The 19,951-nt window shown below is 38.8% G+C and carries 19 protein-coding genes; 8 read left to right on the plus strand and 11 right to left on the minus strand.

Annotated features, from left to right (window positions below):
* Window positions 1-227: 227 nt before the first annotated feature.
* The 7 genes from JG479_RS10170 to JG479_RS10200 form a co-directional block, all read right to left on the minus strand.
* The gene (locus JG479_RS10170) at window positions 228-932 is read right to left on the minus strand and encodes a SapC family protein (RefSeq protein WP_024597622.1); all 705 of its coding nucleotides are present in this window, start codon (window positions 930-932) and stop codon (window positions 228-230) included.
* Between the two features lie 336 nt (window positions 933-1,268).
* Window positions 1,269-1,979, minus strand: a complete 711-nt coding sequence (gene pgl / locus JG479_RS10175; protein ID WP_149602404.1) for a 6-phosphogluconolactonase — start codon at window positions 1,977-1,979, stop codon at window positions 1,269-1,271.
* Between the two features lie 2 nt (window positions 1,980-1,981).
* The gene (zwf, locus tag JG479_RS10180; protein WP_024597624.1) at window positions 1,982-3,454 is read right to left on the minus strand and encodes a glucose-6-phosphate dehydrogenase; all 1,473 of its coding nucleotides are present in this window, start codon (window positions 3,452-3,454) and stop codon (window positions 1,982-1,984) included.
* A gap of 269 nt (window positions 3,455-3,723) precedes the next feature.
* Entirely contained in the window at window positions 3,724-5,370 is a 1,647-nt protein-coding gene (gene pgi, locus JG479_RS10185) for a glucose-6-phosphate isomerase (protein ID WP_200219129.1), read from the minus strand.
* Between the two features lie 400 nt (window positions 5,371-5,770).
* Window positions 5,771-8,026: an aminotransferase class V-fold PLP-dependent enzyme gene (locus JG479_RS10190; protein ID WP_200219131.1), complete on the minus strand. Its 2,256-nt coding sequence runs from the start codon at window positions 8,024-8,026 to the stop codon at window positions 5,771-5,773.
* Between the two features lie 135 nt (window positions 8,027-8,161).
* Window positions 8,162-9,238: an AI-2E family transporter gene (locus tag JG479_RS10195; RefSeq protein WP_024606584.1), complete on the minus strand. Its 1,077-nt coding sequence runs from the start codon at window positions 9,236-9,238 to the stop codon at window positions 8,162-8,164.
* Window positions 9,231-9,449: a hypothetical protein gene (locus JG479_RS10200; RefSeq protein WP_200219134.1), complete on the minus strand. Its 219-nt coding sequence runs from the start codon at window positions 9,447-9,449 to the stop codon at window positions 9,231-9,233. Before JG479_RS10200 ends, JG479_RS10195 begins: the two co-directional genes overlap by 8 nt.
* Before the next feature lie 145 nt (window positions 9,450-9,594).
* Between JG479_RS10200 and JG479_RS10205 the strand changes: the two genes are divergently transcribed.
* From JG479_RS10205 to JG479_RS10225, 5 genes are read left to right on the plus strand one after another with little or no spacing between them, the layout of a single operon-like run.
* Window positions 9,595-10,260: a hypothetical protein gene (locus JG479_RS10205; RefSeq protein WP_024597628.1), complete on the plus strand. Its 666-nt coding sequence runs from the start codon at window positions 9,595-9,597 to the stop codon at window positions 10,258-10,260.
* A 1-nt stretch (window position 10,261) separates the two neighbouring features.
* Entirely contained in the window at window positions 10,262-11,719 is a 1,458-nt protein-coding gene (locus JG479_RS10210; RefSeq protein ID WP_039487326.1) for a M48 family metalloprotease, read from the plus strand.
* 53 nt (window positions 11,720-11,772) lie between these two features.
* Window positions 11,773-12,120 (plus strand): arsenate reductase (glutaredoxin), encoded by a 348-nt coding sequence (gene arsC, locus JG479_RS10215; RefSeq protein WP_024595681.1) that lies wholly within the window; start codon window positions 11,773-11,775, stop codon window positions 12,118-12,120.
* Window positions 12,120-12,674, plus strand: coding sequence for an NAD(P)H:quinone oxidoreductase (gene wrbA, locus JG479_RS10220; protein WP_002961459.1), 555 nt, complete (start codon window positions 12,120-12,122; stop codon window positions 12,672-12,674). The genes arsC and wrbA overlap by 1 nt, the downstream gene beginning before the upstream one ends.
* Window positions 12,671-13,114, plus strand: coding sequence for a DUF2069 domain-containing protein (locus tag JG479_RS10225; protein ID WP_200219136.1), 444 nt, complete (start codon window positions 12,671-12,673; stop codon window positions 13,112-13,114). The genes wrbA and JG479_RS10225 overlap by 4 nt, the downstream gene beginning before the upstream one ends.
* A gap of 81 nt (window positions 13,115-13,195) precedes the next feature.
* Here JG479_RS10225 and JG479_RS10230 read toward each other — a convergent pair whose 3' ends face one another.
* Both JG479_RS10230 and JG479_RS10235 read right to left on the minus strand, forming a co-directional pair.
* The gene (locus JG479_RS10230; RefSeq protein ID WP_039487320.1) at window positions 13,196-14,533 is read right to left on the minus strand and encodes an ankyrin repeat domain-containing protein; all 1,338 of its coding nucleotides are present in this window, start codon (window positions 14,531-14,533) and stop codon (window positions 13,196-13,198) included.
* 357 nt (window positions 14,534-14,890) lie between these two features.
* The gene (locus JG479_RS10235; RefSeq protein ID WP_024595677.1) at window positions 14,891-15,484 is read right to left on the minus strand and encodes an MlaC/ttg2D family ABC transporter substrate-binding protein; all 594 of its coding nucleotides are present in this window, start codon (window positions 15,482-15,484) and stop codon (window positions 14,891-14,893) included.
* Between the two features lie 245 nt (window positions 15,485-15,729).
* Here JG479_RS10235 and JG479_RS10240 point away from each other — a divergent pair, with 245 nt between their 5' ends.
* Window positions 15,730-16,266 carry an acyloxyacyl hydrolase gene (locus JG479_RS10240; protein ID WP_138489347.1) on the plus strand — a complete coding sequence of 179 codons (537 nt, stop codon included), beginning with the start codon at window positions 15,730-15,732 and terminating at the stop codon, window positions 16,264-16,266.
* Between the two features lie 89 nt (window positions 16,267-16,355).
* Window positions 16,356-16,502, plus strand: a complete 147-nt coding sequence (locus JG479_RS10245) for a DUF2897 family protein (RefSeq protein ID WP_076914920.1) — start codon at window positions 16,356-16,358, stop codon at window positions 16,500-16,502.
* Window positions 16,503-16,554: 52 nt separating this feature from the next.
* On the opposite strand, the gene JG479_RS10250 is transcribed toward JG479_RS10245, so the two are convergent.
* Entirely contained in the window at window positions 16,555-17,925 is a 1,371-nt protein-coding gene (locus tag JG479_RS10250) for a YjiH family protein (protein ID WP_138489349.1), read from the minus strand.
* A gap of 66 nt (window positions 17,926-17,991) precedes the next feature.
* Window positions 17,992-19,053 (minus strand): outer membrane protein assembly factor BamC, encoded by a 1,062-nt coding sequence (gene bamC / locus JG479_RS10255; protein WP_200219145.1) that lies wholly within the window; start codon window positions 19,051-19,053, stop codon window positions 17,992-17,994.
* A gap of 358 nt (window positions 19,054-19,411) precedes the next feature.
* Here bamC and JG479_RS10260 point away from each other — a divergent pair, with 358 nt between their 5' ends.
* Window positions 19,412-19,945: a glycine cleavage system protein R gene (locus tag JG479_RS10260; RefSeq protein WP_007583906.1), complete on the plus strand. Its 534-nt coding sequence runs from the start codon at window positions 19,412-19,414 to the stop codon at window positions 19,943-19,945.
* Window positions 19,946-19,951 lie beyond the last annotated feature (6 nt).

Consider the following 19,951-nt stretch of genomic DNA (forward strand, 5'->3'; position numbering starts at 1 on the left):
AAGTGAGTTTAATGGCATAAAAAAAGCGCCTTAAGGCGCTTTTTAAAATTTTACGTGTTTGTAATACCAATTTTATTAAAAACATGGTCATTCTAGCGTATTAAATAGCTCACTAACTACGTTGAAAATTATTTATATAGAACAACTATGTATCATAATTTTAGCCTTGTTATTGAGCCATTTTTTTATCGCTATAATAGATCACTAATTTAATGCAATTGGTATAATTAAGCTTGTTTAGCTTTTAAACGCGCTAAACGTGCTACTTGGTGAGTAGACGTTAAGAACGAGTAAATTGGTGCTAAGTAACCACGTTTACGAAGCTCTAAGAAATCAGCATCGCTTAACTCGTTTAGTTTTTTCTCATCGATAAGGTAAATACCGTTGATGTCTTTTTTCTCGCCTTTAATGTCTACTGTTAGCGTTTGCGCAATTAGTAGCTCTTTATCAGCAAGGAATTTAGTGAACGCTTCAGTTACTTGAGAAAACTCAATAAATGATACTAGCGCTTCTTTACGACGTTTTAGGTAATCTGTTTCTTCGCCGTTTTCAAATAATGCGTTACCTTCGTCTTCACCAACAAGCGCACTTGCTTCGTCAATTACGATACCGTATTGATCTTGATCTGGGTGTTTAACTAAACCCAGTGGGTAACGAGTAGATGCCATAGGTGCAAATGCTGCAGTCCATTTACCATCTTCTACAAAAAGGTTTTCGCCTGGCTCTAAGCCAAACATAGCAACTGCTTGAAAAGTGCCTGTTTCGTTATTTTTAACGAATGACATTGGAAACTCGTTTGCTACACGTGCAAACTCATGTGCAACTACTGGCACTAAGTGTTGAGTTTTCATGAATTCTACATTGATGCCGTTTTGAATTTTAGTGTTGGCATGTTTTTCGTTGTGTAAAGGCTGTACTTGTTGCTCCGCCATGTTACTGCTCCGTTTATTTTAATTTATATGTTTCATTGTTAATGCCTTTAGGCTAATGCTTTTGAGCTAAAAAAGGAAGGGAAACTTTTATGACAACAACCATGAAAAAATAAAATTTAACTAAATCTGAACGTTGCTAAAAAACATACAGCTCAAACTCATAAACTTTGTTCAAAAACAACACACTTCGTGGTTGATTTTAATACAAAGCAAAGCTATTCATTAACATTGGTTAACAGTTCAAAGCTATTTTTTTGCAGTGTTTAGGCTTAAATTTAAGCAAATAAAAAAGGCCGCTTATATAAGCGGCCTTTAAAAGTTAAATTGGCATCTAAATTAAGGCGCCCAATATACTTCGATATTTATACTTGGGTGATTAAGCACAGCGCGAAGTGGCATGTCATTCACATCGCCGCCCGCTTTTGCTTGCTTATAAACAGCGAGTTTTTCTTCACCGCTAATTAAAAGCTTCACAACTTTAGATTGCGCAATGGCATTTAAAGTTAATGTCATTCTCTCGGTAATACTACCGGTTACTTCACTTTGTATCGCATTAATTGCACATACTGTTTGCTCAGTTGTTAAACCATGCTCTAAACCGTCTGCATTTGGGAATAACGACGCTGTATGGCCATCTGGACCCATACCTAAAATAGTTACATCATATGGGCTTTTTAGCTCGCTATAAGCCGCTTCACACTCTTGTGCGCCCTGTTGAGCCGTGGCTGCAGCGTTCTTCATAGTAATAAAGTTGGCAGCACTACCATGATTTTGTAATAAAGTGCTTTTAATAAATGCTTCATTACTTTTTTCATGGCTTGGGTCTACCCAACGCTCATCAACCATAGCAACATCAACGTGTTGCCAATCTAAATCAAGCGTTGATAAATGCTTATAAGCGGGCGCAGGAGACGAGCCGCCCGACACCATTAATACAGCACGGCCATCGTTTTTAATGCCATCACGTAATGATTGCTCAAGCGTTGCAGAAAGCTCAGCTGTTAACGCGTCTTTATCATCAAAAAACTTTTCAACTAGTGTTGCCATGCTTATACCTTATCGCCTGTGTTAAACCATACATGATTGTTTTCTGCCAATAATTCATCAGCATCATCAGGTCCCCAGCTACCAGCACGGTAAAGCGCAGGCTTGCCTTTGTCTTGCCAACGGTCGATGATTGGATCAATCCACTTCCACGCTTGACGAACTTCATCACGGTGAATAAATAACGACGGGTTATCAGCAGCGGCATCAAGCATTAAACGCTTGTACGCATCTGAGTGGAAACCATTGCTGTAAGCTTGTGAAAGCTCAATATTCATTGTTACTGGCTCAAGTTGCATTTGAAGATTATCAAGGCGCTTAGACATAAGCGTTAGTTGAATTGTTTCCTCTGGCTGCAAACGAATAACAAGACGATTTGGCTCGATATTACCCACGTTATCTTCGTAGATATTGTGAGATACTTTTTTGTATTCAACCACAATTTCTGCACAGCGCTTAGCCATACGTTTACCCGTACGAAGGTAAAATGGAACACCTGCCCAGCGCCAGTTATCAATATGCGCGCGAATAGCTACAAACGTTTCTGTTTTACTAGAACCTTCATTTAGCTCTTCTAAGTAACCCGGTACAATTTTACCGTTTAAGTCACCTGGTACGTATTGACCACGAACAATATTTTCATCAACATCACCATCTACAAGCGGGCGAAGTGCTTCTAATACTTTTAGTTTTTCGTTACGAATGCTGTTAGCGTTTAGCTTATTAGGCGACTCCATTGCAACTAAGCAAAGTAGTTGTAATAAGTGGTTTTGAACCATGTCACGAAGTGCACCGGCTTTATCATAAAAACCAGCGCGGCTTTCAAGACCAACCGTTTCTGATAAGCTAATTTGAATATTATCAATAGATTTAGCATCCCACATATTTTCAAACAATGAGTTTGAAAAACGCAGCGCCATTAAGTTTTGTACTGTTTCTTTACCTAAGTAATGGTCAATACGGAAAATTTGTTCTTCATTAAAAAACTCTGCAATTTTTCCATTAATTGCTTCAGCAGAATCACCGCAATAACCAATTGGCTTTTCAACAACAACGCGTGATGTAGGTGTAATTAAACCTTTAGTCGATAATATTTCACAACATGTGCCGTAAACAGCAGGCGGAAGCGATAAGTAAAACACACGAGACTTAGTGCTTTCGTGCTCATCTAAAATGCCTTTTAGTACATCCCAGTTGTCGTCTGCTTCTGTAACATTACTTACCACTGGCACTAAAAAAGTAGAAAACGCTTTCCAATCTTTAGCGTTAAACTCACCTTTGCTTAAAAATTCTTGTAATGCTTTATGCGCTGTTTCTATGTATTCAGCACGTTTCGATTCTTCGCGCACTGTTGGTAGAATACGTGAGCCTTCAGGTAAGTTACCTTCTTGATATGCTCTGTACATTGCAGGTAGCAATTTGCGTAACGCAAGATCACCACCGCCCCCAAAAATTATAATATCAAAAGGATTAAGCATAGTTACTCTCTACGTTGTGATACCCAGTACATTTTGTAAATGCGCGGGTATGCCTATTTATTGCTAGATTAGATGGCTTTTATAGCTGTATTTAAATAAAAGCCTGCTGAATTGTTCTGTATCGATGATTTATTATTATTGTTTATCATTGCGCTTATTAAATGAGCCTTAGGGGCCCTGTATCTCCTCTCACAAAAATACAGACCCTAAGCACTCCAGCGCTACCCGTTCAAAGGTACTCGGTTTACTTACTTGCGTAAGCGAATTTTTTACTGCGTACGGTTTTGTTTGTAGTACGCCATTAAGCCGTTTGTAGAACTATCATGAGCGTGTTTCACGCTATCATCAGTGAGTTCACTCTCAATTTTAGATGCTAAACCTTTACCCAGCTCTACACCCCATTGGTCAAACGAACATATTTCTAAAATAATGCCTTGGCAAAATATCTTATGCTCATACAGTGCAATTAAACGGCCCACTGTTTTAGCATCTACTGTATCTAATAGCATAGACGTTGTAGGACGATTGCCTTGATGAATTTTATGGTTTAATAACTCATCAATCTCTGCTTGCGATTTACCCTTAGCGGTTAAATCAGCTGTAACTTGCGCTGCATCTACACCACTCATCATCGCTTCTGTTTGTGCAAAGAAGTTTGATAATAAAATATCGTGATGCTTATCAACATTCACTTGTGGCTTAACTGATGCAATAAAATCTGCAGGTACAATTACATTACCTTGGTGTAAACACTGATAAAATGCGTGCTGGCCATTAATACCCGTCATACCCCAAATAATTGGAACTGTAGTATAAGGTACCGTTTCGCCGGCAAAGTTAACGTGTTTACCGTTACTTTCCATTTCGCCTTGCTGTAAATAAGCAGGCAACATATGCAGTGCTTGGTCGTACGGTAATATAGCTTGCGCTGTGTAGCCCAAAAAGCTCGTATTCCATACACTAAGCAATGCCATAATTAATGGTATATTTTGCTCAAACGGCGCAGATTTAAAGTGCTCGTCTATTTCAAACGCGCCTTCTAAAATTGCTTCAAAGGCGTCATAGCCTAAATATAAAGCAATTGGTAAGCCTATCGCACTCCAAAGTGAAAAGCGACCGCCAACCCAATCCCACATAGTGAATACGTTTTCGTCGCTGATACCAAAGGCTGCCGTTTTTTCTAAATTTGTACTTACTGCAACGAAATGCTTTGCAATTGTACTTTCATCTTTTGTTGTTTGTAAAAACCAGTCAACCGCAGTTTTAGCGTTTGTCATGGTTTCTGACGTAGTAAATGTTTTTGACGAAATAACAAATAATGTTGTTTCAGGGTCAATGGCTTTTAATATAGACGAAATCTGTACACCGTCAGCATTAGATACGTAGTGAACATTTAACGTATCATCAGCAAGTGCTTTTAATGCCTCAGTTGCCATTTGTGGACCAAGGTTAGAGCCACCAACACCAATACTTACAACATCTTTTACCGCTTTGCCGGTATAGCCTAACCATTTACCGCTACGAACTTTTTCTACAAACACTTTAATTTTAGCTAACTCGTTGTCTACGTCTTGTGTCACGTTTTCGCCATCAACAATTAATGGAGTGTGAGCACGATTACGAAGTGCCGTATGCAAAACTGAGCGATCCTCAGTGATATTTATTTTTTCACCGCTAAACATTTTATCGCGCCACGATGCAATATCGCATTCTTTAGCAAGCGACATTAAGTTAGCAAAAACATCGTTATCAATAAGTTGCTTAGAATAGTCGAATAATACGCCTGGTACTTGAGTAGAAAACTGAGAAAAGCGCGTGTCATCTTGTGCAAATAACGTTTTTAGATGTGTTTGTTTCATCTTAGCTGCACTTTGTTCTAGTGCTTGCCAACTTGCTAGTTGCGTTCGGTTAGACATGGAAATATCCTCTATTTTTTTCAATCAATTGATTTAAAAATGTTTTTTATAAAAGCAAAACTCTTAATACTACTTATTCACACTAAATTAAAGCGCAAATAGTATAACTAAAAATGCAAAAAAAGTGCTGTTTTTATAATTTTATGTGCAGATGATAACGCAATTTTTAGCTTTTGACACCGGTATCATAAAAATTTTATAAATTAATTTACCTGTAATTTTAAAGGCAACGGCATAGCTTAATCAATCAAAATGAAATATTAATGAATTTTTATAAGCGCTGCTAATTACTTTTCATAGTTATTCACTAATTACTGTAATTGTTTGCCTTGCAAACAAATAAACCTTAAAAACAAAAAATCGGCTATAAAGCCGATTTTGTATAAATTACAATCTTTGCTTAATTACTAAGCGCTAGCCCACCACTTAGGTTATAAACAGTTTTGTACCCTAGCTGCATTAAATTGCTCGCAGCAATCTTTGAGCGGTTACCACTGCGGCATAATAAAATATATTTGTTATTTTTACTTAACTGCCCTTCAAATACCGCATTTGCCATTCTGCTAAGCGGTATATTTAATGTTTTTTCATCAAGTGTATTAAATAACTGAGCAACATTATTTGCTCCATGTTCATACGGCTCCCGAGTATCTATTAAATACACATCGCTGGTGTTTAACATTGCTTTAGCGTCATCAAAATTTAATTGCTGTGTATCAATCTCAGGCAATGCATTTACATAACCACACAATTGCGTGTTATTTACTTGCTTTGAAGCGTCGTACTGCTGCTTTTGTATTGTAAATTCATCAACTGAAATACTGCCGCTTACTAACGCATTGAGTAATGGCGTTTGGTTTTGTTGTACAACCCAGTTCATGGCAAAACATTGTTGGTAGTCGTGCCCTGAGCAAATAATGCTGGTGCTATTAAGTTGCTCGCTTATTGCTAAAATAGAGCGTGCCATTGCTTTTGCATCCCCACCTATAAGCGATGTATTGCCAAGCCCTGCAGGCAAAATTAAATCACCACAAAAACAATAACGCGTTTCGCCATTACTATTTTTTAATAAATAACTTACGCTATCTTTGCTGTGCCCAGGTGTCGATATTTTTTCAAGTACGTCATTTGCTAAGCTAATACTTTCTGCATTTAGTGGCCAACCTAAAGCATCAACCTCACCTTTTACAACTCTTGATGCAAGAACGCTGGTTAATAAATTAGTCGCTGACTCTCGCTCTTGATGCAGATGAGTATTAAGCACCGCTGATATAGTTAAGTTTTGTGTATTGGCTATTTTTTCAAAGCGCGGAATAAGCTCAACAATCGGGTCTATTATAACTGCGCGCTTATCATCGCTTACATAAAGCCAACTACATGCTCCTTGGTGCCTAAACTGAGTAAGGCCAAGTGCGCACACTTCTTGTTGTGGTGTAGTGCTATCAGATACAATTAAACAGTTAGCCTGAAGTATTGCTTTAAGAGCGCGAATACGCACACAAGCATCATCAATATCGTGTTGTGTTGCAGCAGGTCCAAACGATAGCCTAATCGCATTTTCACTTTGCCACTTACTTGCACCCATTGCATCTAAAACAAAACTTGTTGATGCGCCTGTACTACAAGCCGAGCCACCACTTACGCGAATGCCCGCAGCATCAAATAAATCAATCACTTCTTTGCTCGTTAAATCGTTTACCGCAAAGTTAAGTGTGGTAGGCACGCTATAAGCAAAATCATGATTGAATGTAATATCGCCAAAGGTGTCTTTTATCGCGCTTTGTAACTGGCTTCGATAAGAGTTAAGTATGCTAATTGGTTTAAATGTATCGTCTGATTTATCAAGCAACATACTAAATAGTTTGTTTAACCCTGCAATACCGGGTAGATTTTCGGTGCCTGAGCGCATTCCACTTTCTTGACCGCCACCCGCTATAAAAGGTGTGTACGCACTGCCACTACGAATATATAAAAAGCCAATACCTTTAGGTGCGTAAAGCTTATGCCCCGAAAAAGGAGCGTAATCAATAGTTGTATTACTCAGTGCGAGCGCTTGTTTACCGAGTGCCTGCACGCAATCCACCATCCACGATACATTTTTGTTACGGCTACGAATTACCTGCTCTATAGCGGGTAAATCTTGATATACACCGGTTTCGTTATTAACGGCCATGGTGCAAATCATCAAAGCGTTATTAATATGCTCTGCGATAAAATCTAAATCTAAAATACCGTTGCTATCAACCGGAATAGCAAGCACCTGAGCATTAACGTCAAGTACGCTATTCCAATGTTTAAGTGTATTTGGCACCGCTTTATGCTCAGTTGCGCCATATAATAATACAGGTTTTTTAATAGACTGCTTTTTAGCATTAATTAATGTAGAAACCACCGCAGTTTGAATACCCTCCGTTGCACCAGAGGTAAATAGGATATCGCCATTAGTTGCGCCAATAACCGTGCGTGCCTTTTGACGTGTTTGTTCTAATAAATGCTTGGCTTGAATACCTGTGATGTGCGGGCTTGAAGGATTACCAAAACATATTTGCATGGTATGAGAAACAACATCAGCAATACAAGGCAACACAGGGGTCGTTGCATTTGCATCAAGGTAAACTTGTTTTACTGGCTCATCGTGCAATAAAAACTCAGACATTAAAAAACGCACCTTATTACTAAAAAATATATCTTATTACCAATAGTACATAAATTTACAGGTAATGAGTAATAATCAATTAGCACTAGAGGTGCGTTTACTATGCTTTTTTAAACTAAAAGTCTGTTTGCTTAACTATTCACTGAGCTCTTTGCTGATCTCTTCGTGCGTTGACGACCAAGCTGTTATTAGCGCTTTTACTAATGAGGCCAACGGGATGGCAAAAAATACGCCCCAAAACCCCCATAAGCCACCAAAAAACAATACCGCGACAATTATAAATACCGGATTTAAATCAACTGCCTCAGAAAACAACAGCGGTACAAGTACATTGCCATCAAGCGCCTGAATAATTCCATAAATAATTAAAATGGTCCAAAACTGCGTTTCTAATCCAAACTGAAACAGTGCAACTGCCGCTACCGGAATAGTGACGAGTGCCGCGCCAATAAATGGAATTAATACCGAAAAGCCAACAAGCACACCAAGTAAAGCTGCATAGCGCAAATCTAAAACAGTAAATGCAATGAAAGACACACCACCAACAATTAAAATTTCGAATACTTTACCGCGAATGTAATTCATAATTTGTTGGTTCATTTCGTTCCACACTTGTAAAATCAAGCGTCGTTGCTGCGGGATCAGTTTAGCTATACTCCCTGTCAGCTCCAGCTTATCTTTAAGCATAAAAAACACCAGTAATGGCACAAGTACCAAATATATAAGCCAAGCAACAACATCTTTTAAAGACGTAAGTGAAAACGATAATACCGCTTGACCAAACTCAATAATTTTAGCTTCTACGGTTGCAACAATTGCTTGTACTTGTTCTATATTAATTAAACTTGGGTATTGTTCAGGTAAAGCCATTAAATAAGACTTCCCCTGCTCTAGCATATGCGGTGTTTCTTGCACTAAGTTACTGGTTTGCTTCCAAAGCACTGGGCCAATAACTAAAATAAGGGTGAGCATAATGCTAATAAATATCAACATTACAATAATTGTTGCAGTAAAACGTTTTAAGCCAACACGCTCTAAATGAACAACCGGCCAATCTAGTAAATAAGCGATAACCAGTGCAACAAGCACAGGAACAATTAACGCGCCAAAAAAGTAAAGTAAGGCAACTGATACCAATAATAAAAATAATAAGGTAGACGAATGAGGATCCGAGAACTTCCTTTCGTACCATGTTTTTACGTATTCAAACATGTAATGGCTCCACTAATAACAACCCACGTTGTTTATCAAAATTGTAACTATAAGCATTTTTTTGCAAAAAACGTTCAATGTCGTTCGCACTTTCACCTTTATTAAGACTAAAAGTGATGCGTTGTTTTGATGACTGTGCGCTTCGAAGCGCAAGCTTAAACTGCACAAATTGCTGAGGACACTCAAACTCTTTTAAATCGCGCTCTACCATAACTACTTTATCCGTATAGTAAATGAATAATAAGTCGCATATTTACGGTCTACGTATTTATATACTCAAACCGTTGTAACTTTTTGTTAAAACAATTCCTGCAATAGTTTATCCTTATAACATAACTAGCAGTAAGGATAAGTTAATGCCTGGCACGCATAATAAAGCGCAACTACCAAGTAATCCAACACTCAAAGAGATTAATTGGTTTAAAAAGCAGATTAATTGGGGCGAACTACCTCCTTTTTATCACCTTGTTGCCTCATCAATAAGCGAATCAGAAGGAATTTTAGATCATGGGTTCGACAATGCAGTTAAACAACTTTTAGATAAACGCAATTGGAACTTAGATTTATTAGAAGGCTATGAAGATAACTTAGGTGAAATACATACCAAACATAAGCCACGTATTGCGCTGCACCAAGTATTTACCGACAGAGGCTTTGAGCTATGGGCACAGCCTTATGCTAAAGATGTTATTGTTGATCAATACATAAAAAATAATCGCTTTATGGAGTTTAGAGTGTGGGACCCACATTCAATGAAAAACTTGATCAGAATAAGTCAGTTACATAAGTTTATTGGCTTTTATTTTGAACGAGGCGACAAAGCAGATAAAGCCATTATTTTACATGCACACAAAGTAGTACATAAAATTATTACTTTTTTGCAGCGAGAATTGAACGTTGTAAAGCTTGATGGAGTCACAATAAAAGAACTATACCAATTGTGCGAAAAAGACAGCCGCGCAAGCAGTGACGAAATAGACATAGCCAAAATTGCAATTGGCGAACAAATTAACAAGGAATAAAATGCAGCTAAAATCAGCATTTATCACTTTATGCAGTGCTGCGCTTACGTTTAGCTTATTAATAAGCGAACCTTTAAAAGCGCAAACCAACTTTACGCTTCCTGATTTAGGAACATCTGCATTACAAGCACTGCCACTCGAAAAAGAACAAGCCATTGGCGAAGTAATGATGATGCAAATACGAGGCTCATCACCAGTAATAAATGACCCAGTGCTTGATGAATACCTCACAACTATTGGCCGTAAACTTGTTGCTAATGCTAACGATGTACGTTTTCCGTTTTCGTTTTTTTGGATAAATAACTCAGAAATAAATGCGTTTGCATTTTATGGCGGGCATGTAGGTGTACACACCGGGTTAATAGCTCAAGCCGATAACGAGAGCCAGTTTGCCTCAGTGCTTGGTCACGAAATTGCTCACGTAACACAGCGCCACTTAGCGCGAAGAATACAACAACAACAAGATAACAGCGCGCTGACTATTGCCGGTATGATAGCCGGAATATTAGCAACCGTTGTTGCACCAGATGCGGGTATTGCAATTATATCTGCCAGCCAAACACAATCAGCTTTTAGTCAATTAACGCATAGTCGCTCAGCCGAGCAAGAAGCTGACCGCATAGGCATGCAAACGCTTAACAATGCAGGCTTTGATGCTCGTGCATCGAGCGAATTTTTAACTAAACTTGCCGCGCAAATTCGTTATAAATATAAACCACCTGCGTTTTTACTTACTCACCCATTACCAGAGAGCCGAGTATCAGATGTACGTTTGCGTGCAGAGCAATTTCCTGTGCGTCATATGAGTGCCAGTCTTGAGTTTAATTTAGCTAAAAGCCGCGTGCTTGCGCGCTACGACAACAAACCAGAAAACGCCGAAGACCTATTTAGAAAACGACTACGCGAAAATAGCTACGATAACACCGCTTTAAAGTACGGTTTAGCTATTAGCTTACTTGATCAAAAAAAGCTTGATGAAGCAGCCCCAATACTAGATGAGCTTTTAAAAAACGATCCTAAAAACCTATTTTATATAGATACCCATACCGATTTACTCATCGCGCAAAAAAAGGCAGATGAAGCCGTAAAATTTTTAGCCGATTTAAATCAGTATCGCCCTAACAATCAGGTAATTACGCTTAACTATGCCAACGCAGCACTTGAAGCTGAGCAATATGAACTAGCCGAAAATATTTTGAAGAGTTTTTTACTCGAAAAGCCAGATCATAACCTAGGCAAGCAACTTCTTGCTGATGCGTATAAAAAACAAGATAAATTAGCCTCATATCACGAAGCGAACGCCGATGTATTGGCTCAATACGGTGCTTATTTAAAAGCCGCAGACGAAGTACAAAAAGCACTTAACTTCGTAGAGCCAACCGAACTTGTAAAGCAACAACGTTTAAAAGCACTACTTACCCAGTATCGACTTTTACAAAAAGAGCTTGCAAGACTTTAAGTCTGCAAGCGCTTACCCTAAAATAGACGCAATTCACACTTTGGAATCATTTTATGTCTGTTACTATTTACCACAACCCACGTTGTTCTAAATCACGCGAAACGCTAGCGCTACTGCAAAGTAAAGCGATAGAGCCAAGTGTTGTAGAGTATTTAAAAACCCCTCTTACTCACGAGCAAATTTCAACGCTTGTAATCCAACTTGGTTTTTCATCCGTACGTGAAATGATGCGCACAAAAGAAGATGACTACAAAGCGCTTAATTTGAAAGATGAAACAAATGAGGATGCACTTATTAACGCTATGGTTAAATACCCAAAATTGATTGAACGCCCTATCGTAGTTAATAACAATAAAGCAGCGATTGGTCGTCCACCAGAAAACGTACTAAGCGTTTTATAATGAGTGCAACCATTGTGGTGCTTTATCACTCAAGCCATGGCTCAGTTGAAGCGATGGCTCACGAGATAGCAGAGTCGATAGAGCAACAAGGTGCTAGTGCACTACTTCGCACCTTTGTGGCTAAAAATGCGCACGATATTGTGATCACCAAAGATGATTTAATAAATTGCGATGGTTTAGCATTTGGTACACCAACTCGATTTGGCATGATGGCCTCTCAAGCAAAAAGCTTTTGGGAAACCACCAGCGACTTGTGGCTAAAAGGCCAATTAATCGACAAGCCAGCGTGTGTATTTTCGTCATCAAGTAGTATGCATGGTGGAAATGAAGCAACCTTACTTAACTTATCTTTGCCACTATTACACCACGGTATGATGCTTATGGGCGTGCCGTACGATGTGCCCGAACTACTTGCAACACAAACCGGTGGAACACCATACGGTGCAACACACGTCGCTGGCAGCGCTAATAGTGCACAGCTAAGCAAAGACGAAATTAAAATATGCCAAAGCGTTGGTAAACGCCTTACTCACATTGCGAGAAAACTTAAATGACTACAGCTGACAATCCAGCTAAAAAGCCGATTACGGTAAAATTTCAACGTGCAGCACTATTTGGCTATGTTGGTTTACTTATTCTGATTCCTTTGTGGATGTATTTTGTACCCCCTCTAGACGGTAATACTAGTTGGGTGTCATTGTTTTTTCCTATCATTCCTTTACTGCTGCCGCTAAGAGGCATAATTCAAGACAACACATACACCTATGCGTGGGCTAACTTTATTGTAATGCTTTATTTTATCCACGGTCTTACCATGCTGTGGGCAGCACCAGATGAATTAATTTGGGTGTTGTTAGAGCTTGTATTTGCCTCTTCAATGTTTATTGGTTGTACTTACTACGCAAGACACCGCGGACAAGAACAAGGTTTAAAAATCCGTAAGCTTAAAGAAGAATTAGCTGAAGAAAAAGCAGCAAATGAGCAGGGTAAATAAGTCTTAACCATAAACGCTATATACAAAAAAAACGCGCTTAAATTACTTTAAGCGCGTTTTTTATTAACTGTTTAAAACTAGCTAAACTAAATCGCTCAAGGCAGCTAGCACCACAATACTCGCCAACCCTATTTGAGCAATTAAGCTAATAAACGAAAAGCCTCTAAGCACAAATAAACCCCAAGGGTGTTTAATATGTGGATATAGCGCACAGCGTTTTAAAGTGGTCGCAAAGAAAAAACAAATCACCGCAGTCATAGTTAAACCCAGCGTCAGCTCACTTTTAATTGAGAGGGTTTCATCAAAAAAGAAAAACAACTGTAAAGGCAGCAATATAGTCACAATAGCATGTAGCACATGCACTTTTTTAATGCGATCGAACTGCCCTTCTGGCGAAAGTTCTTTAATACCAAAGTCACGCTCTAAACATTTAACTAAGTTATTAGCTTTAATACTCACCGCTAAACGGTAACAGCTTAAACCTTCTTTATTACGTGCTCTAAAATCGTATCCGGCTTTAATAAGCAGCACCATTAACGACTCATTTTTAGCAAACACAGCATAATGAAGCGCAGTATTACCTAAGTTATCTGTCGCTTTTTTGTCTTGCTTTGCAAGTAGCGTTTCAACCACATTTACAAAGCCTTTTTCGGCGGCCCACATAAAGGCTGTTTTATTGTTTTCATCAGCAAGTACACCAGTAGCGCCTTGTTCAATAAAACGCATAGCCATTGTTTGCTTAGCTGTTTTTTTACGTAAATGAGTAAGCAAAGCTTTTTCTAAGAGAACAACAGAGTCAACATCAGGAGAAACCTGCGTCAGCAGCGTAAAATAGTCTTTACCCGCAGCTACTTTTTCGCTGGCAAGTTCAGAGAGAGTATCTAAATCAGCAATAGACTCTGGAATAAACGCACTTAGGCGCTCTCTAAAATCAACTTCTTTCCAAAGCGCTAATGTGTCCTTTGCCGAGAGTTTACTTTTATTATTTAACGCATGCTCAATTAAGGTGAAGTAGCGTTTACTAAAAAATAAATCGACTAAAGACAGTGGCGTATCTATGGTATTTTGTGCAGCCACGCTTGCGTATTTTTCAAGGCGCTGGCACAGCATAAGCACTAAGCTTTCAGGGGTGTATTCATTATCGTAGTAATGGCTTTTAACCGCACTAATATACGCTTGTGCGTCTTCGTCATATTCAGAGATATGTTGAAAGTAACATTCTTCAAATGGCTCCAGCGGGGTTAGCCATGCCAAATAATAAATAGGTGGCAGCACGGTGGTGCATACACCATCGTCTTCATTTGTAGAACGACAAGCAGGCCAAGCTTCCAAAGCATCTAAAATAAAGGCACCGTTTTGTTCTACCAGTCCTTTAATAAGTAATGGGTATTCCTTTGGCCAAATCAGTACATTTTCCATTAAAACAACACAACTCCAGTGTGGCTTGGGGGTGGTAAGTTATATCAGTTTTAAGCTGACACCACGCTTAATCAAAGTGCCGATATTCTAGCACACCTTTGTTTTGCTGCTAGCGCAAAATTACGCAATAACAACAATCCTTTAGGATTATAACAATTCGCTTAATTAAGTGATTTATTTTGAGGTAGAAAACCGTGTGATAGCAAGGCAAAAATTTCGTTATTTAGTTGTTCTAAATGATTAAGTATTACTGTGGATTGGTATTGTCCTTAGCAAAAATATAAAAACGGCCAAGTACATAAGTAATTGGCCGTTTTTGAGGTTGGAGTTGGGCTTAATCAGAGCCAGACAAATAGTCTATTTACTTTTTAACTCGCTAATAACTTGCTCTAAACCCACATCAGAAATGCGTTGAATAATCTCTTTTTGTTTAGCACTTAATAGTGAAATGCCTTCAGCAACAATATCGTATACTTTCCACTCATTGTTTTTACCTAAACGAAGCTTAAAGCTTAAGTCGATAGTAGGCGCATTTGGCTCAATAATTTGCGTATTAACTGTTGCGTACTCAGAGTCACTTTTTGCGTTATTACGCTCAAATACTACTTTTTGACCCGTATACTTCATTAGTGCACCGGCGTATGTGCCTGTTAAGTAATGCTCTACTGCATCTATAAATTGAACAGCTTGCTCGCGCTCAATACCTTTAATGTGTTTACCTAATAATTTAAACGACACAAACTTAACGTCAATATGTGGCATTAAACGTTTTTCAACAATGGCAGCCATCGCGTCTTTGCTGGCTGTACCTTTTGAGTTTACTTGGCCAATATCTGCAAAAAGCTTGTCGGCTACCGATTCAAGTAACTGATCTGGTGATTGCTGAGCTTGTGCAAATAACGAACTGCTAAAAAAAGCAGTGGCTAAAACGAATAGTTTAAAGAGTTTCATAATTGTATATGTCTGTGTGATTAAGATGGCTGTAATTTACGCGAACTATACGCAATAAAAAAGGCACAAATAAGCAACTTATTAATGCTCAATTAGCACCAATCAAATAAATAAAATAAATTCAAGCAGTTAGAAAACTCCATTAACAGCTCATATACAACCGGCATTTTGTCCTCATTGTAATTGTTAACAGGCCGCCCTTATCATTTAGTTATCAACTTAAATCAAACAAACATTTGGCACCTATGAAAACGTCACTTAAAACACTTATTATCTCTTTTGTATTAGTAGTTTCACTTTTTGGCAAGCTTGCTTTTGCTCAATCGGACCACGGTTATGCCGTTGACTTTCTCAAAGGCGAAGGTAACGTAAACGGCGTTAAGCTTGCGTATCAGTATCATGCACCTGGTATGCAAAACATTATTGGTGATGCACGCTTTTACTTTGAAACCAGCGTAAACATGTGGGAATACCGCCACGGCGATGAAACACAATCAAACCTAGTACTTGCTATGTCACCTGTACTGCAATTTCCTGCTTTTAGTTTTAACAACACCCCATTTTATGTAGAAGCAGGCATTGGTGTATCACTGATTGATGAAACGCAGTTTGCCGGAAAAAACATAAGTACTCACTACCAGTTTGAAGACCGCATAGGGCTTGTAGCCGATTTTGGCCACACCAATGTTGCCCTTCGCGTTATTCACTATTCAAACGCAGGCTTTAAAGAGCCAAACCCTGGGCTTAACTTTTTAACGCTTTCGGTAGCGAGACGTTTTTAACGTTATTGATTGTATTTTTGAGTAAATTAATTGCTGTTATAGCGCAAAGCGGTCACACTTAAACGTACTAAAGTTTAGGTGATACTGCGATGCAAACTTGGCATATTGTAATTATTGTCGCTGTTGTTTTTGCCATTATCATTGGTAATATTGCGCTGATTAGACTCTCTGCAAAACAGGAGTTTATAAAGCCCAACGCCAATATAAAAAATACAACAGACACAAAAAAGCCCTGATCAATCAGGGCTTTTTCAATAATACCAATTCGCTAAATATATTTTTGCTAATTTAGCCTACTAGCCAATGCGCCATTAGCGCAATAACAGGTAAAGTAATTAGCGTTCGCAAAATAAATATAATAAATAGCTCTAAAATATTTACCGGTATTTTACTGCCAAGTAAAAGTGCACCTACCTCAGACATATAAATAAGCTGAGTTACACTCATTGCGGCAATAATAAAGCGCGTTACATCACTTTCGATAGTTCCTGCAGCTAATATTGACGGAATAAACATATCAGCAAAGCCTACCATAATAGTTTGCGACGCTGCGGCTGCTTCGGGTACTTGCAATAGCTCTAAAAATGGCACAAACGGCATACCTAAATACTGAAATATAGGCGTATGCTCAGCAATGATCAGTGCAAATGTGCCTACCGCCATAACTACAGGTAACACACCAAACACCATATCAAGCGCGTTATGTACGCCCTCTTTTATAGTGCCTTTAACACCCGTTGAATTATCTGCTTTAGCTAGTGCAACATCTAACGAATGGCCAAATAAAGTTTTATGACCCGGAATTGTTTCAGCGTCTCTATCTGGCTCAGTGCCATCAATGAGTAAGTCTTTTTTAAAGCGCAGTGGCGGTAATCGCGGCACAATAATAGCGGCAACAATACCGGCTAAACATACCGTTGCGTAAAACGGTGCAAATAGGTATTCAAGTTTAACTTGCCCAAGCACCACTAAACTAAATGTAATTGAAACCGCTGAAAACGTAGTACCAATAATAGCCGCTTCGCGTTGTGTATAGTGCTTTTGATCGTACTGCCTTGCAGTCATCAAAATACCCACACTGCCATCACCTAACCACGATGCAGTACAGTCAACCGCGCTTCTACCTGGTACACCAAATACAGGGCGCATTACTTTGGTCATTAACGTACCAGCAAGCTCTAATAGACCAAAGTTAATTAATAGCGGCAGTAATAAGCCCGCTAAAATAAATACCGAAAACAACACAGGCAATAAGTCATTTAATACCAGCGCGCCAGTATTAGCCGAGGTAATCATCTCGCTGCCTAGGCTTAAGTACGTCATTAAACCAAACGCCATACCAAATAAGCGTACCACCAGCCATGTCCAGCTCACATCAAATAAATGCTTTAACAAAGGTGAGTTACATATAGCGGCGGGTTTAAACACTTTAGTAATTACAGAAATAACCCCTGTAATACAAATAATGAGGGTAATAATTGCTTGAGCAGAGCCAAGCATCATTGCTTGAACCGCTTTTGCCATAACGGCAATAGGAATGGTCATCCCTTGCGAAGTACTAATGGGTGTCATAAATAAAAACACACCAATTAACGAAGGAACCAAAAAAGTAAACCAAGTGCGCCACGTATAGTGTGAACGTTCAGGTAGCTGAGACATATTGTTTAACCTATAAAAACCACAAAAAGAGCATAGCGCTCTTTTTGTGGTAAAACTTATTATTATTTAAATTTTAATGCCGCGCTGAATGAGTGCTGCTTCTAATGCTTGTTGTAAACCATTCATAGTACCTGGCTCAAGCGTTTCGCCTTTATCATCCATCCACGTTAAGCTAGTACCGCCTTCTTTAGTTTTGCTTACTAAAATTTGGTATTGGCCTTCATCAATAGGTAGTTGAGCTACGTCATCACCCCAAATTGAATCCCAAACGCTTGTTTCTGGTTTAGTATAATCTGCAGTAATTAAGCCCGTATCTGGGTTAATTTCAACAATAGAGAACGACAAGCGCTCTAAAAACCCAGAGAAACGGTCAAACACAGCGTCGTAAGATTGCTCAGTTACAAGTGCTGCATTACCTTTATTATCAAAGCCCATTTCAAGAGAAATAATACCTTGGCGTTTACGCATATCAACTTCAAGTTGACGGTAACGGTAATCAAACTCGCTCACTACTTGGTTGAGCGCACGTACTTCTAGCTGCTGCTTGAGTAAGTCTGTTAGCGTTTTATCACCTTTGAAATCAATCAGCTCTACACGTAAAGACGCAGTGCGTTGATGTGATTTTTCTTCAATAGTGAACCTAAACTTTTCTAAATCATCGTTAACTTCATCGCCCCACCACCAAAAACCTTCTTCGGTTTTAATGATTGAGTACCAATCAGTTTCAATAATACCAAGTAGCTTATCTTCTTTACTAGTTCCTGCATTATTATCAGCGAGGACCGATTTAATCGTATCCCAAAGAAACTCATCTAAATCAGCAATGCCATCGTTTTTATCAAAATAAATACGCGCCTGTTTATCTGTCTCTTCTACCCAACTGCCTTTAGCAATTGTTAATACTTGTGCCGGTGGGCGGTAATTTGTAGCTTCAGGATTATTGTCGTATTGACCTACATCCATTTTATAAACTGGGTCTTGAGCTGGTTGAGATAACGACGCTGGTGCTTTTACAGGCTCATGCGTACGATAGTTACGTTCGTCATGTGCCTTATTAATAAATACACTACACCCTGATAAACTTACCAATACACTTACTGCAAGTGCTTTTGGGATCCAATACTGCACAGATATTTCTCCTTAGCATACCCTTTAATTGTTTTAACAAATATATGAGTGGGTAATACCGATTTGGTTCAGTGTAAAATCAATATTAACTTTACATTTATTATTTGGCTGCCTAAATGCAATAAAGTTCAGCACTTCAACTTAGTAAGCAACTAAGCGCAAATAAGCAAATTTTAGCTATGGTACTTTCCCGTGCCAGTAAAAACAAGAAACACCGCACTTTAAAAGCGCTTAATTAGCGTGTGCTGTAGTTTAGAGCCCTTTTTGTGTTAAACTTCGCCGCCGTGCAACTTCTCGTGTGTATTTTGGGTGTTGCCAACTCGGTTGATATAATCCAAGTAACAAGGTATTTGAACTCATGACTGCATTTTCAAATCATCAAATTGTTTTAACAGCGATTGGCGAAGACAGACCCGGTATAGTAAGTGAACTAACCCAACTGGTTAGCGATTGCCACTGCAACATTATTGACAGCCGTATTGCTATTTTAGGCTGCGAATTTACCTTCATAATGCTACTTAGCGGCGACATGTCGGCAATAAGCCGCATAGAGCACGTACTGCCCACTAAAGCCATGGAACTTGGCCTGCTAACCATGATGAAGCGTACAGCAAGTCATACTCCTAGCGAGTTTTGTGCAGGTTACACACTAGAATACACAGGCATAGACACCCCTGGCACATTGAGCAAAGTAACGCGCTTTTTTGCCGACAATAATATTAGTATTTGCTCACTTAAGTCAGACACTTATTCCCAAGAAGACAACATAAAGATGCGTTGTGAACTTGAATTCAACATACCTGTTGATGTAGATATAGATCAATTTAAAATTAGTTTTGAGAGCCTTTCTCACACACTAAACGTAGATTATATTTTTAAACGAATTCGTTAAGGATGC

The organism is Pseudoalteromonas sp. LC2018020214 (assembly GCF_016598755.1).
In the GTDB taxonomy this organism is placed as follows: Bacteria; Pseudomonadota; Gammaproteobacteria; order Enterobacterales; family Alteromonadaceae; genus Pseudoalteromonas; species Pseudoalteromonas distincta.

Excerpts from the sequence above, each read along its gene's own strand:
- JG479_RS10170 (WP_024597622.1), bottom strand. The coding sequence starts at position 932 with ATGGCGGAGCAACAAGTACAGCCTTTACACAACGAAAAACATGCCAAC.
- pgl (WP_149602404.1), bottom strand. The coding sequence starts at position 1,979 with ATGGCAACACTAGTTGAAAAGTTTTTTGATGATAAAGACGCGTTAACA.
- zwf (WP_024597624.1), bottom strand. The coding sequence starts at position 3,454 with ATGCTTAATCCTTTTGATATTATAATTTTTGGGGGCGGTGGTGATCTT.
- pgi (WP_200219129.1), bottom strand. The coding sequence starts at position 5,370 with ATGTCTAACCGAACGCAACTAGCAAGTTGGCAAGCACTAGAACAAAGT.
- JG479_RS10190 (WP_200219131.1), bottom strand. The coding sequence starts at position 8,026 with ATGTCTGAGTTTTTATTGCACGATGAGCCAGTAAAACAAGTTTACCTT.
- JG479_RS10195 (WP_024606584.1), bottom strand. The coding sequence starts at position 9,238 with ATGTTTGAATACGTAAAAACATGGTACGAAAGGAAGTTCTCGGATCCT.
- JG479_RS10200 (WP_200219134.1), bottom strand. The coding sequence starts at position 9,449 with ATGGTAGAGCGCGATTTAAAAGAGTTTGAGTGTCCTCAGCAATTTGTG.
- JG479_RS10205 (WP_024597628.1), top strand. The coding sequence starts at position 9,595 with ATGCCTGGCACGCATAATAAAGCGCAACTACCAAGTAATCCAACACTC.
- JG479_RS10210 (WP_039487326.1), top strand. The coding sequence starts at position 10,262 with ATGCAGCTAAAATCAGCATTTATCACTTTATGCAGTGCTGCGCTTACG.
- arsC (WP_024595681.1), top strand. The coding sequence starts at position 11,773 with ATGTCTGTTACTATTTACCACAACCCACGTTGTTCTAAATCACGCGAA.
- wrbA (WP_002961459.1), top strand. The coding sequence starts at position 12,120 with ATGAGTGCAACCATTGTGGTGCTTTATCACTCAAGCCATGGCTCAGTT.
- JG479_RS10225 (WP_200219136.1), top strand. The coding sequence starts at position 12,671 with ATGACTACAGCTGACAATCCAGCTAAAAAGCCGATTACGGTAAAATTT.
- JG479_RS10230 (WP_039487320.1), bottom strand. The coding sequence starts at position 14,533 with ATGGAAAATGTACTGATTTGGCCAAAGGAATACCCATTACTTATTAAA.
- JG479_RS10235 (WP_024595677.1), bottom strand. The coding sequence starts at position 15,484 with ATGAAACTCTTTAAACTATTCGTTTTAGCCACTGCTTTTTTTAGCAGT.
- JG479_RS10240 (WP_138489347.1), top strand. The coding sequence starts at position 15,730 with ATGAAAACGTCACTTAAAACACTTATTATCTCTTTTGTATTAGTAGTT.
- JG479_RS10245 (WP_076914920.1), top strand. The coding sequence starts at position 16,356 with ATGCAAACTTGGCATATTGTAATTATTGTCGCTGTTGTTTTTGCCATT.
- JG479_RS10250 (WP_138489349.1), bottom strand. The coding sequence starts at position 17,925 with ATGTCTCAGCTACCTGAACGTTCACACTATACGTGGCGCACTTGGTTT.
- JG479_RS10260 (WP_007583906.1), top strand. The coding sequence starts at position 19,412 with ATGACTGCATTTTCAAATCATCAAATTGTTTTAACAGCGATTGGCGAA.